Origin of the sequence: Nocardiopsis sp. Huas11, assembly GCF_003634495.1 — a bacterium.
Classification (GTDB): Bacteria; Actinomycetota; Actinomycetes; order Streptosporangiales; family Streptosporangiaceae; genus Nocardiopsis.
Genome location: NZ_RBKY01000001.1, coordinates 3,815,414 through 3,830,797, shown reverse-complemented (window position 1 = coordinate 3,830,797; position 15,384 = coordinate 3,815,414). Strand labels below are relative to the sequence as shown.

The 15,384-nt window shown below is 72.5% G+C and carries 12 protein-coding genes, 1 other RNA gene and 1 pseudogene; 5 read left to right on the top strand and 9 right to left on the bottom strand.

The genetic code is table 11. The annotated features are described in order from the left end of the window. Positions 1–382 precede the first annotated feature (382 nt). The 3 genes from DFP74_RS17535 (at position 383) to DFP74_RS17525 (ending at position 6,833) form a co-directional block, all read left to right on the top strand. Positions 383–1,084, top strand: a complete 702-nt coding sequence (locus tag DFP74_RS17535; protein ID WP_121182845.1) for a YbhB/YbcL family Raf kinase inhibitor-like protein — start codon at positions 383–385, stop codon at positions 1,082–1,084. Positions 1,085–1,429: 345 nt separating this feature from the next. Continuing rightward, positions 1,430–4,138, top strand: coding sequence for a hypothetical protein (locus tag DFP74_RS17530; RefSeq protein WP_121182843.1), 2,709 nt, complete (start codon positions 1,430–1,432; stop codon positions 4,136–4,138). Between the two features lie 325 nt (positions 4,139–4,463). Beyond that, complete coding sequence (locus tag DFP74_RS17525) at positions 4,464–6,833, top strand: bifunctional SulP family inorganic anion transporter/carbonic anhydrase (RefSeq protein WP_121182841.1); 2,370 nt, start codon at positions 4,464–4,466, stop codon at positions 6,831–6,833. Here the strand turns inward: DFP74_RS17525 and DFP74_RS33920 are convergent. Then, on the bottom strand, positions 6,782–6,931 hold the full coding sequence (locus tag DFP74_RS33920) for a hypothetical protein (RefSeq protein WP_199725685.1): 150 nt from the start codon (positions 6,929–6,931) through the stop codon (positions 6,782–6,784). The genes DFP74_RS17525 and DFP74_RS33920 overlap by 52 nt on opposite strands. A 262-nt stretch (positions 6,932–7,193) precedes the next feature. Here DFP74_RS33920 and DFP74_RS17520 point away from each other — a divergent pair, with 262 nt between their 5' ends. Beyond that, the gene (locus tag DFP74_RS17520) at positions 7,194–7,502 is read left to right on the top strand and encodes a hypothetical protein (protein ID WP_121182839.1); all 309 of its coding nucleotides are present in this window, start codon (positions 7,194–7,196) and stop codon (positions 7,500–7,502) included. A gap of 866 nt (positions 7,503–8,368) precedes the next feature. Continuing rightward, complete coding sequence (gene corA, locus DFP74_RS17515) at positions 8,369–9,337, top strand: magnesium/cobalt transporter CorA (RefSeq protein ID WP_233571013.1); 969 nt, start codon at positions 8,369–8,371, stop codon at positions 9,335–9,337. Between the two features lie 72 nt (positions 9,338–9,409). On the opposite strand, the gene DFP74_RS17510 is transcribed toward corA, so the two are convergent. The 8 genes and pseudogenes from DFP74_RS17510 to DFP74_RS17480 form a co-directional block, all read right to left on the bottom strand. After that, the gene (locus DFP74_RS17510) at positions 9,410–9,721 is read right to left on the bottom strand and encodes a hypothetical protein (protein ID WP_147453881.1); all 312 of its coding nucleotides are present in this window, start codon (positions 9,719–9,721) and stop codon (positions 9,410–9,412) included. A gap of 152 nt (positions 9,722–9,873) precedes the next feature. Beyond that, an RNA gene (gene rnpB / locus DFP74_RS17505) (RNase P RNA component class A) lies at positions 9,874–10,257 on the bottom strand. Between the two features lie 35 nt (positions 10,258–10,292). Continuing rightward, a complete protein-coding gene (locus tag DFP74_RS17500; RefSeq protein ID WP_121182832.1) occupies positions 10,293–10,931 on the bottom strand; it encodes a histidine phosphatase family protein in 639 nt (212 codons plus the stop codon). Then, complete coding sequence (locus DFP74_RS17495; protein ID WP_121182830.1) at positions 10,928–11,689, bottom strand: zinc ribbon domain-containing protein; 762 nt, start codon at positions 11,687–11,689, stop codon at positions 10,928–10,930. Before DFP74_RS17495 ends, DFP74_RS17500 begins: the two co-directional genes overlap by 4 nt. Positions 11,690–11,780: 91 nt before the next feature. After that, a complete protein-coding gene (locus DFP74_RS17490; protein WP_121182828.1) occupies positions 11,781–12,650 on the bottom strand; it encodes a Nif3-like dinuclear metal center hexameric protein in 870 nt (289 codons plus the stop codon). A 183-nt stretch (positions 12,651–12,833) separates the two neighbouring features. Further along, positions 12,834–14,009 carry an IS30 family transposase gene (locus DFP74_RS17485; RefSeq protein WP_121187956.1) on the bottom strand — a complete coding sequence of 392 codons (1,176 nt, stop codon included), beginning with the start codon at positions 14,007–14,009 and terminating at the stop codon, positions 12,834–12,836. A 66-nt stretch (positions 14,010–14,075) separates the two neighbouring features. Continuing rightward, a pseudogene (locus tag DFP74_RS34390) lies at positions 14,076–14,165 on the bottom strand (hypothetical protein); the annotation flags it as partial. 162 nt (positions 14,166–14,327) lie between these two features. Beyond that, entirely contained in the window at positions 14,328–15,380 is a 1,053-nt protein-coding gene (locus tag DFP74_RS17480) for a YafY family protein (protein ID WP_233571012.1), read from the bottom strand. Between the last annotated feature and the right edge of the window lie 4 nt (positions 15,381–15,384).

The window sequence follows — 15,384 nt, the reverse complement described above, 5'->3', positions numbered from 1 at the left end:
CCGGGACGGACCTCGGACGGGGCACGGGGCGGACCTGGGGACGAGCGCGGCCCGGGCACCGGGACGGACCCCGGGCGGGGTGCCGGGCGGACCCCGGGACGGACCTCGGGCGGGGCGCGGGGCGGACCCCGAAACGAGCGCGGTGGGAACACCGGCGGGGGGCGGGACGGCGCTCTCAGGCGGCGTGTCGGGTCGCACATGGGCGGTGGTCACAGCCGCAGTGCGTGTCCGACCACAGTAGGGTTCGCTCAGGAACGTGCGCCGGTGCCCGTCTGTTCGTGGCCCGCGCGCTTCCCCATGCGCGGTGCGGGGTCGACCCGAGACCGCGGCAGGTGCACAGCGAGTTTGGCCACGTCGGCCCGAAAGCCCAGCAGGAGTCCCATTGTTCCCGGCCCTCCCACTGACCCGGATCACCGGTGCGCGGCGTACGCGGCGTACCCTCCCCGGCACACGCGCGGGCGCACTGGCGGCGGGGGCCGCTGTCGCGCTCACCACGGGGTGCGGCCTGTTCGCGCCGGGCGGGGAGGTCTCCAGCGACATCAACGTCACCAGCCCCCTGATCCAGCAGGGCCGGGCGCTGCCGGCGGCCTACACCTGCGCCGCGGACGACGAGGCCTCCGCCGAGGAGGACGGCCAGGACCCGGCCGCCGAGGAGGAGGCGCCGGAGGAGGCCGAGGAGGACGCCGACGGCGAGGAGCAGGCCGAGGCCACCGACGAGGGCACCTCCCCGCCGCTGAACTGGTCGGGTCTGCCCGATCCGGAGGACGTGGGATCGCTCGCCGTCGTGGTCGACGACCCGCAGGCGGCCGAAGTGTTCTGGGTGCTCTTCAACGTGGACCCGCAGTTGGGCGGGCTCCGGCAGGACACCGTGCCGCCCGACGCGCGCCAGGCGCAGAACAGCGTGGGCGGGACGGGCTACCTCCCGCCGTGCCCGGAGGAGGGGGACCCGCACGAGTACCGCTTCACGGTGTACGCGCTCAGCGACACCCTGGACCTTCCCGACGGATCCGAGCTGAGCCGGACGCTGGAGGCCATCGCCGAGACCGCGATCGCCAGGGGCACCCTGACCGCCACCAGTGAGTGACATGGGTCACATATCATGTGAACGAGAGGCATCTCGCGAGTGAACTCCCGACGCATCGGGACGCGCAGGGATTCACGCAAGGAAGCCCCTATCGCCCTCTGCACACAGAGCGCGACAAGGCATACAGTGGGCTGGTGCCCCTCACCCCTTTTCAGCTGACCGAATCCCGTCGGACCACCGCACGACTCCGTGCGCCGCGATCGCGCCGGATTCGCCACGGCCGGCCCGCCGGTCGCACCGGGCCCGTCTGCCCGGCGGCCACCGATCCCCCTCGGCCGGTCCTCGCCAAGCCGACCCCACGCATGTGGTGGGTGCGGCCGACCTCCCCAAGGTAGTGCGTACAACATGACCGTCACCGTCATCATCATCATCGCCGTCATCGTCGTGCTCGCCGTCCTGGTGCTCCTGCTGCTGGGCATGCGCGCGCTGAGCCTCGGCTCGCGCGACGACGACTACGAGGACGAGTACGAATACGACGAGGACGAGGCACCCGACCAGGGCGGTGATGACGAGGAACGGGCACCGCGCGGGCGCGCGCGGCGATCGCGCGGTGACGACGGCGGCAGGGCCGAGCGGCGCCCCAGGGGGCGGCGCCAGCGCGGCGTGGACTGGGACGACGACGACACCTCCCTGTCCGACAACGACTTCTGGTCCAGCCTGAGTGACGGCGAGGCGGAACCGGACCGGGGCGGGCGCGACGGCCGCGACGACATGGAGCCGACCGTCACGCACTACGAGTACGAGGACGACGACGAGTACGAAGAGTACGAGGAGGAGGCCGACGCCCCCGCGCCCGAACGCGGCGGTGCGGGAGCCGCCACCCGGGCGGTCGACGCCGCGCCCGTCGCGGACGCCCTGCCCTCGGCTCCCGCGGGTGCCGACCCCACCAACGACCTCGCCATGCTCGCCAGCCTGGGCCAGGGCGGCCCGCCGCCGGCCGCGGCGCGCGACGAGGACCCGCTGGAGGGCGGTCGCGCCCCGGGAACGGGATCGTGGTCGGGCGGCGGGCAGACCTCCCCGCCCGCGCGGACGGACCCGCTGGGGGCTCCGGCGAACCGGTCGGACGACCCACTGGGCCCGCTCGGCACGAGCGGCGGTGGGCCGTACGGCACCAGTGGCATCGGTGGCGCCAGTGGTAGCGGTGGTAGCGGATCGACCGGTACCGGCGGCACCGGATCGGGTTACGGCGCCTATGCTCCGGCCGCGAGCGCCGAGCAGGGACCGGGCGACCCGCTGTCGGACCCCCTCGGCTACGGGGGGACGAGCGGCCGCGGCGACCTCACCACCGGTGGCTGGAGCGGCGGGGCGGACCGCACGGGTGCGGCCGATCCGCTCGCACCGGACTTCAGATCGCCCCTGCCCTCACAGGAGTCGAGGGCGGGATCGCCGATCTGGTCCAGCATGGACACCGGCGAACACCAGCGGTCGGACCTGTCGGGGGCGGGCGGTACCGGCCTGCCCGGCGGCACGGGCGGCGACGCCCCCGGCCGGCCCTCCTACGGCGGCGCCTCGGCGTCCGACCCGCTCACCGGCGGATACGCGTCGATGCGGAGAACGGATCCCTCCTACGGCACGGATCCCCTGGAGCGCCCGGCGTACGACACCGGGAACCACACCCGGCCCGCCTATGACACCGGTAGCCACACGCGCTCCGCGTTCGACACGGGCGCACCCGCCGCCTACGACTCCGGCACCCACACGCGGCCCGAGTTCGACACCGGCAGCCACACCCGGCCCGCCGACACCTTCGGCACCGGTGGTCGCCCGCGCCCCGAGTTCGACACCGGCAACCATCCCCACACGAACTACGCCGCTCCCGGAGCCGAGTTCGACACCGGCAGCCACACCCGGCCCGCGTTCGACACGGGCGCGCCCACCGCCTACGACTCCGGCACCCACCGCCACACGAACTACGCCACCCCCGGGGCCGAGTTCGACACCGGAAACCACACCCGGCCCGCCGACAGCTTCGGCACCACCCCCTTCGGACACGACACCGGCAGCCACACCCGTCCCGCGTTCGACACGGGCGCGCCCACCGCCTACGACTCCGGCACCCACACCCGCCCCGAGTTCGACACCGGCAGCCACAGCCGCTCCGCCGACACCTTCGGCACCGGTGGTCGCCCGCGCCCCGAGTTCGACACCGGCAACCACCACCACACGAACTACGCCACCCCCGGGGCCGAGTTCGACACCGGAAACCACACCCGGCCCGCCGACGCCTTCGGCACCACCCCCTTCGGACACGACACCGGCAGCCACACCCGTCCCGCGTTCGACACCGGCGCACCCGCCGCCTACGACTCCGGCACCCTCCGCCACACGGACTACGCCGGCCCCGGGGCCGAGTTCGACACCGGAAACCACACCCGGCCCGCCGACGCCTTCGGCACCACCCCCTTCGGACACGACACCGGCAGCCACACCCGTCCCGCGTTCGACACCGGCGCACCCGCCGCCTACGACTCCGGCACGCACACCCGCCCCGAGTTCGACTCCGGCCACCACCTCCGCCCCGACCTGGCGGGCAACGCGCCGCTGTGGGGCGGCCCACCCGGCGGCGGACGACCCGGCTCCGGTGCGAGCGGCCCGGGGATGCCCGGACACGCGCCCTACGGCGGCGCGCCGACCGAACCGCCCTCGTTCTCCGAGCCGACCTTCCGCGGCAACGGGGCGCCCCCTCCGGTCGATCACCCGGGCTACCCCGCGGGCGCTCGGCCCGGTGGCGGCCGGCCCGCCGAGCCGCCGCACCCCGACCTCCCGCCCGGTTACGGCGGCTACGCGCCCCCGGCCGACCCCTACGGGCATCCCACCGCCCCTCCCGCCCCTCCCGGTGGCGGCCACCCCGATGTCCTCGGCGGCGGCTACCCGGCTCCGCGGCCCGACTACGGCGACTACCCGCCCGTGGAGGGCTGGAACCCCGAGACGGGGCAGCCCCAGCCCCCCGGGACCCGGCCGCAGGGCTTCTACCCGACCGAGCCCACAGGCGACCCGCGCGGGTACGGCCAGGACTACTACGAAGGCGGATACGAGGACGGCCGGTTCCGGTGATCCACGACACGTAGCGCTACCGCGGAGCCGACGGGCGGCGCGGCCGAATCACCGCTTCACACCACCGAGGTGGCGGGGAACTCCCCCGCCACCTCGGTGTTCTTGTGTCCTGTTCTGTCCCCGCCGGATGTGAACACACGGCAACGGTTACTGAAAGGCCCACAGTGAGTAACACTCCGTCACAAAAATTGGCTACAGTTAGTCACAGCTGTGGCACTCTTCGCAGTTCTCGCGTCGATTCGAGCCATGCTCATCCCCCCTCCGGACACCGACGTCCCCGAGCGCCCATGCCCGCCTTGCCTGGTCCAACCCGAATGGAGCCACCATGCGCAACGACGCCCAGGGAGCACACCCCGCACCTCCGCCGACGCCCGCGGAGTCCGCCGGGAGCCACATCGACCGCAAGGGGATCGCCGCCGACGTCGGCGCCTCCTTCGTGGTCTTCCTGGTCGCCGTCCCCATGTCCCTGGGGATCGCCGTCGCCTCCGGCGCCCCTCTCATGGCCGGTCTCGTGGCCGCCGCCGTCGGCGGCATCGTCGCCGGCCTCGTCGGCGGCTCGAGGGTGCAGGTCAGCGGCCCCGCGGCCGGACAGACCATCATCATCGCCGACCTGCTGATGACCTACGGATGGCGGGTCACCTGCCTGATCACCGTGCTCGCCGGCCTGGTCCAACTCGCCCTCGGCGCCTTCCGGATCGCCCGCGCCGCCCTGGCCGTCTCCCCCGCGGTGATGCACGGCCTGCTCGCCGGGGTCGGCATCACCATCGCCCTCGCCCAACTGCATGTGGTGCTGGGCGGCGCCCCGCAGAGCTCGGCACTGGCCAACCTGCTCGACCTGCCCGACCAGATCGCCCACAACCACACCGCCGCCGTCGCGGTCGGCGTCATCACCATCGCCATCATGTTCGGGTGGAACCGGCTGCCGTCCCTGGGCCGCCTGCGGCCGTCGATGATCCCCGCGGCCCTGGTCGCCGTGGGCACGGCGACCACCATCGCCGCCCTGGGCGAGTGGCGGGTCGAGACCGTCTCCCTGCCCGACTCCCTGGTCGACGCCTGGAGCCTGCCGCAGCTGCCGCAGGCCGGACAGTGGGACGGCATCGCCCTCGCCGTGGCCGCCGTGGCCATGGTCGCCAGTGTCGAGTCCCTGGTCTCCGCGATCGCCATCGACCGCCGGCACAACGGCCGCCGGGTGATGCTCAACCGCGAACTCATCGGCCAGGGCGCGGCCAACACCGTCAGCGGCGCTCTGGGCGGCCTGCCCGTGGCCGGCGCGATCGTGCGCAGCACCGCCAACGTCCGCGCCGGCGGCCACAGCCCGCTCTCCACGATCCTGCACGGGGTGTGGATCCTGCTGTTCGTCGCCCTGTTCGCGCACGTGGTCGAGCTGATCCCGATGGCCGCGCTGGCCGCTCTGCTCGTCTTCATCGGCGTGCAGATGGTCTCCGTGGCCCACCTGCGCGACCTGCGCCGGCACCACGAGGCCAGCGTCTACCTCGTCACCATGGGCGGGGTGGTCTTCCTCGGTCTGCTGGAGGGGGTCTTCCTCGGCTTCGCGCTGGCGATGGTGGTCTCCCTGCGGCGCCTGACCAAGCTCACCGTCACCACGGAGGAGTCCGGCGACCGCGTCCACATCACCGTGCACGGGTCGCTCACGTTCCTGGGCGTGCCCCGGCTCGCCCACGTGCTGCGCACCGTTCCCGCGGGGTGCCGCGTCGACCTCGACCTGCACGTCGACTTCATGGACCACGCCGCCTTCGAGGCCATCCACGCCTGGCGGGTCGACCACGAGCGCACCGGCGGCAGCGTAGACATCGACGAGGTCCACGAGCAGTGGTACGCGCGCAGCTCGACCCGGTCGGCCCCGGCCAACAAGACCGCCCCCGGGGGCATGGCACGCAGCTGGGCGCCCTGGGACATGCGCGGCGAGGCCGACCGGGAGGTCGATCCGCTGGCGCTGCTGGCGGCCGGCGCCCGCGAGTACCACGCCAGCACCGCCGACCGGATGCGGTCGGTCATGAGCCGTCTGGCCCACGGACAGCACCCCACGGCGCTGTTCATCACCTGCGCCGACTCACGGGTGGTGCCCAACCTCATCACCGCGAGCGGCCCGGGCGATCTGTTCACCGTGCGCAACATGGGCAACCTGGTCCCCTCGCCCGGCAGCGCCTGCGACGGCTCGGTGGGGGCGGCCGTGGAGTACGCCGTCAACGTGCTGGAGGTGCCCTCCATCGTCGTGTGCGGCCACTCCCACTGCGGCGCGATGCAGGCCCTGCTGGACCGGGGCCACCTGGAACACGGCGACGCCGGCACCGCGTACATGCGACGGTGGCTCGCGACAGGTGAGGCGAGCCTGGCCCACGTCGGCGCCTACTCCGGCGCACTGGCCGGACTGCCCACGGCCGAGGCGCTGCGCCGTCTGGCCCAGGCCAACGTGGAACAGCAGATCGGACACCTGCTCGAGTACCCGGTGGTGCGCAAGAGGGTGGAGGCGGGAACGCTGGAGCTGACGGGAATGTACTACGACCTGGAGTCGGCCCGGGTACACCTGCTGGACACCGGGACCGGACGGTTCACTCCCGTCCTCGGTGTCCAGGACGTCGCGGCCCCCGTGCCGCACCCGCGCGCGAGCGCGGCCGGGGACGATCAGCCGGTGGACGAGTCGTCGTCGGGCGCGTCGTCACGCCCGTCCTGTTGAACACCTGAGGCCTGGTAGGCGGCGAGCGCGACGATCACCCCGATCGCCGCGATCGGCAGGCCGAACAGGACCACCCAGAACATGGTGGAGTCGAACAAGAGTCACCCATTCCCGTAACCGCGGATGCCCGTCGGGCCGTCGGCCCCGGACGCCGGCCCACGGGCGGACGCGCCCCGGGACTCTCCGGGGGTACGGAGCGCAGGGCCAATCTACCGGTGCACGCGGGACGCGGGCCATCACCACGGCGCTGTAGCGCCGTACCCGATCGCGGACCGCACCCCGCCTGCTGTACCTTGCGTGCTGTCGGGGCAGGGCGGTTCCCTCGCCCCGGCGGCAATGCCGGCAGCAGAGGGGACACTGATGACCAGCGCCACCAGACCCGACTGGACGATCCGCACCCTGCCCACCGGACGGCAGTACACCAGCACGCGCCTGGGCAGTGTCACCGTCGCGGGCACCACCGCCGACGTGGTCGTCTACCTCGACCCGGGGTGGTTCACCAGGGGTCGCTCCAGGGGCCGTTCGGAGGAGGTCCTGCGCGGCGCGAACCTGACGACCGGGCCGGGGTTCACGGAGATCGGTTACCGGGTCGAGGACCAGGACATCGACCCCGACGCCTTCCTCGCCCAGGCCCCGGCCGACCTGGCCCGCCTGCGTCCGGGGAGCTGAGTCCTACGGTCGCCGCCCCGGAGTCGCGGGGGCGGGCGACCCGGTGAGTCCCGGTTGCGGGGCCACTCGGCCCTCGTCCCGCCAGAGCCGCCGCACGGCCTCCCGCACCGCCGGATCCCCGATGCGGTCCACGAACTCCTCGGGCGTGGCTCCGCACAGCTCGCGCAGCGCGGCCGACTCCGCCAGCAGGGCCCGGAGCAGGGTCGGCTGGTCGGTCGGCTCCCTCGGTCGGCCGCGACGACGCGAGCGTGACGCGGTGCCGGTCCGCGGGCAGGAGCAGTCGCCGGTAGTTGGGCTCGGTGGCGTCGATCGCTTCGAGCTGCGCCTGGTCCGGCCACAGGACGAACAGGCGGCGGCGCCCCGGGCGGGCGACGGGAGCGGCCGGCACGTAGCCCGGACGACTCACGTGCGCGGAGAACCCCGGCGCGATGCCGTCCACGTCCGCCAGGGTCATCGGGACGACCGGTTCCAGGGCCCGGGAGCGGAGCTTGCGCCGCATCTGGGCGGGCGCGGCGTTCGAGCCCACCGCCAGGACCGGGTGGCGGTCCGCCATCGGGGCCCGGCCCAACCGCGCCAGCACACCCTCCAGCGTCGACCCGCCGTCGTCGTCGAACGCCGCGGTCCACTCGCCGGCCGGCCGACCGGCTTCCGGTCTCAGAGCGACATAGGAGCGGTCCAGGAGCACGCCCGAGCCGTCGGGGATCGTGCCCGGATACGTCAACGGCCGCGCCATGGGGTCGTCCCGGAACGGTTCCCCCGCCTCACCACCGTTCACCGCGCCACCTCCCGAGGGCGTGCCGTTGGCCTGCCACGGCCATCGCCATGACGCGCACCGTGACAAGGCACCATAGTCAGGGCTCGTGATCATGGACAAGGCGATTTACCACGCCGGCGAACGGCACGACGTCGACGGCGACATCAGCGACGCCTTCGACGACGCCCGACGCGACCGGGACGACTGCTTCCTGTGGATCGGGCTCCACGAACCCACCCACGAGGAGTTCGCCCTCATCGAGGAGGAGCTCTCGCTCCACCCCCTCGCGGTGGAGGACGCGCTCACCGCCCACCAGCGCCCCAAACTGGAACGCTACGACGACACCCTCTTCGTCGTGCTCAAGACGCTGGCCTACCACGAGGACACCTCCGACGTGGAGGTGGGCGAGGCCATGCTGTTCATCGGCGAGGACTTCGTGGTCAGTGTCAGGCACGGCACCGCGAACCCGCTCTCACGGGTCCGCACGCGCCTGGAGGCCGATCCCGACCTGCTCTCCGCCGGCCCCGAAGCCGTGCTGTACGGCGTGTGCGACGAGGTCGTCGACCACTACGGCACGGTCGTGCACAAGATCGGGTCCGACATCATGGCGCTGGAGCGGGCCGTCTTCGACTCCCGCGGCAGGGACGTCACCGAGGACATCTACCACCTCAAGCGCGAGGTGCTGGAGTTCCGCAGCGCCGAGAGCCCGCTCATCCCGGTGCTCCAGGCGATCACCAGGGACCGTGTCCGCCGGTTCACGCGGACCCAGGAGTACTTCCGCGACGTCCTGGACCACCTGCTGAGGGTCCACGACCAGGTCGACGACCACAACGAGCTGCTCACCAGCGCGCTCACCGCCCATCTGGCCCTGCTGGGCCGACAGCAGAACGAGGAGGTCCGCAAGATCTCCGCCTGGGCGGCGGTCATCGCCATCCCCACCATGATCGCGGGGTTCTATGGCATGAACTTCGACCACATGCCGGAGCTGCACTGGCTCTTCGGTTACCCGGCCATCATGGGGGTGATGGCCTGCGCCTCCGGCCTGGCCTACTACCGGCTCCGCAAGAACGGCTGGCTGTAGCCGCAGCACCGCTCCCGCCCTGATGCAGCCCGACCCGTCCGCTCACCGTGGAGCGTAGAGCAGCCGGGCGCATCACTTCCCCACGGCCCTCGACATCGAAGCGCCCACGAACATCCCCACGAACACGGCAACACCCGCGGCGATCAACGCCGGCCCCAACGGGTCCGTCATCTCCGAGACGGCCCAAGCAGCAGCCAGGCCGCCCACGATCAGCGCAAAACCAACCGTGCCCATCATCCAAGCGTTCGACATGCACACCTCCAGTTGCGGGAAGCGCCGGAGCGGGCGACGCGAGACCACCAGTGTGCGGCCTGCATGCTTCCCTTTGCGGCTCAGATCGCGGCCAGGGTCGACTCGAAGGCGTTCCAGCGCGCCATGGGGCATGCCTCCATCACGGAGACCTTCGACAACTACGGACGCCTGTTCTCGAACCGGGGCGCGGGGCGATCGGCCTTCTGCGAGCTCCGTGTGCTGAGCCGGCTGGAGCAAACACGGCCGACCCTCGCTCGCTACGGCGCAGGTAGCAGGGGTGTGAGGGAGGGAGTCGGCCGGTAAGCCGGATTCTGTCGGTCCCTCGCGGGACCGGACGGCCATCCATCTGGGGCCGCCGTTGCCGACGACCTCGGTGCGGTCTACCCGCGGACTCGGGCGGGCCGCCCTCGAACATCCGCGCGGGAGCCCGAAGGCTCCCTTTTTGACCTTGCTCCGGGTGGGGTTTACCAAGCCGACCGGATCACTCCGGCCGCTGGTGGTCTCTTACACCACCGTTTCACCCTTACCACCGCGAGCGGTGGCGGTCTGTTTTCTGTGGCACTGTCCCGCGGGTCGCCCCGGGTCGGTGTTACCGACCACCCTGCCCTGTGGAGTCCGGACTTTCCTCGAACCCGTCTGCACGGATCCGCGACCGTCTGGCCGACTCCCCCTCGCCCCGCATTCTATGCCCGTTCGCATGGGCTCAGGCCAGGTGCGCGGTGTCGTTGAGGGAGCGCACCACCATGGGCCCGTCGGCGAAACAGTCCACCTCGTTCAGGCACGCCGTGTCCAGGTGCATCCGGTACAGGGCCGACAGGGGCGCCAGCAGGGCCTGCTGCAGCACCACCTTGATGGGGGTCACGTGGCTGACGATCAGCACCGTGCGCCCCCGGTGGCGTTCGACCAGGGCGTCGCGCGCGGCATTCACCCGGGCGGCGACCGCCGCGAAGCTCTCGCCCCCCGGCGGACCCGTGGCCGTGTCGGCCAGCCAGCGGTCGACGTCGTCCGGGGCCAGGTCCCGGGCCTCGGCGAAGGTCATGCCCTCCCAGTCGCCGAAGTCGGTCTCCACGAAGCCCTCGTCGACCTCCACAGGCAGCCCGAGCACCTCGGCGGCGTGCGCGGCGGTGTCCCGGGCGCGTTCCAGCGGCGAGGACACCACCACGTCGATCGGCCATGACGCCAGGCGGTGCGCCGCCGCGGCCGCCTGCGCGTGCCCGGCGTCGGTGAGCGGGATGTCACCCCGGCCGGCGAAGCGCCGCTCCACCGACATCGGGGTCTGACCGTGTCTGAGCAGGACGAGTCGGGTCGGCGCCTCGTCCGGAGCGCCCCACCCCGAACTCACTGCTCTGCCTGACCGCCCAGACCCGACTCCGCGGTGCGCACGAGGATGCGGCGGCAGTCCTCACAGCGCACGACCTCGTCGGCGGGGGTGGCCCGGATGTCGTTCAGCTCCACGGTGCTCAGCGCGAGCTTGCAGCCGCCGCACCGCCCGTAGCGCAGCGGCGCGGCCGCCACACCGTCGTACTGGGCGCGCAGCTTGTCGTAGAGCGCCAGGAGCTCGGCGGGGACCTCCGCGGCCACGCGCTCGCGGTCCCGGATGATGGTGTCGCGGTCCATCGCGATGCCGGCCGCCGCGGTGTCACGGCGGGCGGTCACCTCCGTGTACTTGGCGACCGTCTCCTCGCGCTCGGCGGTCAGCCGGACGACCAGAGCGTTCAGCTCCTCGGCGCGCTCCATGACCTCCAGCACGACCTCCTCCAGCTCGGCCTGGCGGCGGGCCAGCGAGGCGATCTCCGACTGGAGGTTCTGCAGCTCCTTGGAGCTGCTGATCTGCCCCGACTCCAGGCGCTTGGCGTCCCGGTCGGCGCGGGAGCGCACCTGGTCGACGTCGCGCTCGGCCTTGCGCTGCTCGCGCTCGATGTCGGAGACCTTCGTCTGGGCGGTCACCAGCTCGTTGTCGATCTGGTCCACGCGCTCCTTGAGCGCGGCCGCCTCGGCCGTCTCGGGCAGGGTGCGGGCCCGGTGGTCCACGCGCTGGAGTCCGGTGTCCAGCTCCTGGAGGTCGAGCAGTCTGGCCTGTGCGGCGGATTCGGCTTTCACGTAGGGCTCCTGAAGTGGCTGGGGAAGGCAGTGACGCCGCCCGCGCCGGTCGCTGTGCAGTTGAGGGGTCGCCCTGGTCAGGGCGAAGTGGTCAGACGTGCCTGAACGCCCGTGACCAGGCATCCGTCACCATCGTCGACACGCGGGTCTCCACGTTAGCCCCATTCGGCCCGCCCGTGCGCCCGAGAGCCTCCCTGAGGTGGTCCGCACCGTCCTGGAGCCAGGGCCACTCACTGGCGAAGTGGGGGGTGTCGATGAGAGCGGGGGCGCCGGGGATCGCCACGAACTCGGTCGCGGGGTGGTGGCGCAGGTCGGAGGTGACGAACACGTCGACCCCGGCGGCCCGGGCCGCCTCGAGCAGGGAGTCACCCGCTCCGCCCGAGACCGCCACGGTGCTCACCCTGCGGTCCAGGTCCCCTGTCGCGCGGATCCCGGCCGGGGTGGCGGGCAGCCCTTCGGCGACCCGTGCGGCGAAGTCCCTGAGGGGCATGGGCTCGTCCAGGGCGCCCACGCGCCCGATGCCGCGGCGGCCCTCGGGGTCGGTGGTGTCCGGGTCCAGGGGCCGCAGCGGCCCGGTCAGTCCGACCGCGCGCGCCAGGGCGTCGGACACCCCGGGTGCGGCGGTGTCGGCGTTGGTGTGCGCGGTGTACAGGGCCACGCCCGCGCGGATGAGGCGGTGCACGACCCGGCCCTTCGGTGTGTGGGCGGCCACACTGGTCACCCCGCGCAGCATGAGCGGGTGGTGCGTGATGATGAGGTCGGCGCCCCAGTCGAGCGCCTCCTCGACGACCGCCTCGACCGGGTCGACGGCGAACAGGACCCGCCGCACGTCCTGGGCGGGGTCACCGCACACCAGGCCGACCGCGTCCCACGAGGCGGCCCACCGCGGCGGGTAGACCTTCTCGAACGCGGCGGTGACGTCGGACAGGCTGGGGTGCGGGTTCGCGGTGCTCACGGCCATGAGACTAGGGCATGCTCCGCACACTCCCGCCCCTGCCGTCCCGAGCGGCACCGGAGGACCCTGCGGCCCCCGGGGGGGCATCCATCGTCCCGAGAGTCCCTACCGCCCCGGGGCCCTCCCGGTGGCTCCACCGCCCCGACCGCCCCGGGGCGGATTCAAGGGGTCCTCGCAACACCTCGTTGATCAAACGAGTGTAGCCAGACGCTCGGCTGGGGTTTCCCAGCCGAGCGTCTTGCGTGGACGCTCGTTCAGTTCCTGAGCGACATGCTCCAGATCCAGCCGGCCATGAACGGACAGGTCCGTGCCCTTGGGGAAGTACTGGCGCAGCAGCCCGTTGGTGTTCTCATTCGATCCGCGCTGCCAGGGGGAGGCGGGATCGCAGAAGAACACCGGCACCCCCGTGGCCACGCTGAACGCCTTGTGGCCGGCCATCTCGCTGCCCTGGTCCCAGGTCAGCGACCCCCGCAGATGATCAGGCAGCGCGGTGATCAGTTCGCTCAGCACACCCCCGACCGCCTCGGCGGTGTGCTCGCCGGGCACGTGCCCCAGCATCACGTACCGGGTGGAGCGCTCGACCAGGGTGATGATCGCGGACTTGTTGTGCGCACCCGTGATCAGATCGCCCTCCCAGTGCCCCGGCACGGCACGGTCCTCGACCTCGGCGGGGCGCTCGCTGATCATCACCATCGGATCGGTGAACCGGCTCCGCCTGTGCTCGGGTGAGCGGTGCGGCGTGCGTCGGAGCCGGCCGGTGCGCAACGCCGCGGAGACCTCGCGTTTGAGCCCGCCGCGGGACTGGACGTAGAGCGCCTGGTAGATCGTCTCGTGGCTCACACGCATGTCCTCCTCGCCGGGAAAGTCCTCAACGAGCCGGTTGCTGATCTGCTCCGGCGACCACCGCTTCCGCAGTCCCTGGGCGACATAGTCCCGCAGGCGGCCCGGGGCAGCGAGTTTGGCGGGTTTGGGACGCACCCGTTGGGCGCTCGCCCGACGCTGGGCGGTATAGGCACCGTAGGACCCATCGGCGTTGCGGTGGTGGTCGAGTTCGCGTTTGATCGTGGAGGCCGGGCGCCCCAGGTCGCGGCCGATCGCCCGCCGGCTCCACCCCGCTCGGTCCAGATCCGCGATCCGCTCCCGGTCTGCGAGGGTCAGAAAACGCGGGTGGACCTGCTTTTGGAGTGTGTCCAGCGCTGCTGGAGGACTGGTCATGGACTCTATGGTGGTCTGTCCGGTGGAGTAGTTCACACGGCGGCCATCAGGGTAGAACCTGGAGTTGCGGGACTTGCGTACCCCGTGGTCCCAGTCCCGGGCGGTGCGTTCGTTGATCCCGGCTCGTCGTGCGGCTTCTGGGCGGGGCACGGCGCTGTTGCGCAGGCGTTCGTACTCCTGGCGTGCCGGGTGCGGTCGTTGCTGGCGTTGGGAGCGCAGCCCGGCTTTCCTGGCCCAGGAGAACGCGGTGTTGCGGTTCACCCCGAGGCGGCGTGCGACCTCGGTGACGCTACCGATCTCGGCCATCTGCTCGAGGAACTGTGTTCGCAGACGAGCCAGTTCCTTCTTCGAAAACGACACGGTGGCCGCAACCTCCCCAAAGTCAGGGTGTTGCGACCACCGCTAGAACCCAAGCGGCCGTCCCAGGGCCCTTCGTCGTCCCGGGGCCATCCGTCGTCCCGGTAGGCCCTACGACGCCAGGGAACCCGTCCTCTCCGCAGGATCGGCGTTGCCCGAATTCCCCGCACGGGCGCCCACCGCCCCGCGCCTGGTGGCGGGCGCCGCCGTGGTGACGTCGGCCAGAGTCCCGGAGACGGTGCGCAGGCGCTCGCGGACCTCGGGCGGCGCGTCCAGGGAGAACCGCGCCCCGAGCGCGACCACCACCGCCGTGTACTGGCACACCAGATCGAGGGAGTCGGCGCTCAACCGGACCCGGCACCCGCCCTCCCCCGTGGCCTCGACCGCGCCCGGGAACGGTCCGTACACACGTGAGCGCACCTCCTCGGCCGGCAGGTCCACCTCCAGCGACACCGTGTGCAGGTGCGTCGCCGCGGCGAAGCGCCGGGTGAGGAAGGCCGCCGGATCGGGCGCGGGCAGAGCACGGGGCACGAAGCGGCGCAGGGTGGTGCGCAACCCGCCGATCCGGTCCACGCGGAAGATCCGCCAGTCGTCGCGCGCGGTGTCGTGGGCGATCAGGTACCAGTGGCCGCCGTGGGCGACCAGGTGGTGCGGCTGCACTCGGCGCTCCTCGGTACCGCCCCGCCGGTCCCGGTAGTCGAAGTCCACGACCACGCGGCCCCGGCACGCGTCCCCCAGTGCGGCCACGTCGCACGGGTCCACCGTCGAGGCGTCCGCGCCGCGCACCGCCGTGGCCGCGGCCTCCACCGCGGCCAGGCGGGGCCGCAGGCGCGCGGGCAGCGCCCGGCGGAGTTTGGCCAGCGCCCGCAGCGCGCTCTCCTGCACCCCTGCCACAGTCACCAGCCCCAGCCCGATCGCGACCGCCTCCTCGTCGTCGAGCAGCAGCGGCGGGATCTCGCGGCCCGAGGCGAGCCGGTATCCGCCCGCGACGCCGGTCGTGCCCTCCACCTCGTAGTGGAGCGACCGCAGCCGGTCCACGTCGCGACGCAGGGTGCGGGCGCTCACGCCCAGCCGTTCGGCGAGCTCGGCGCCCGACCAGGCGCGGCCGCCCTGCAGCAGTGACAGCAGCCTCAGGAGCCGCTGCGGCATGTCCTTCGCGTCCATGCGC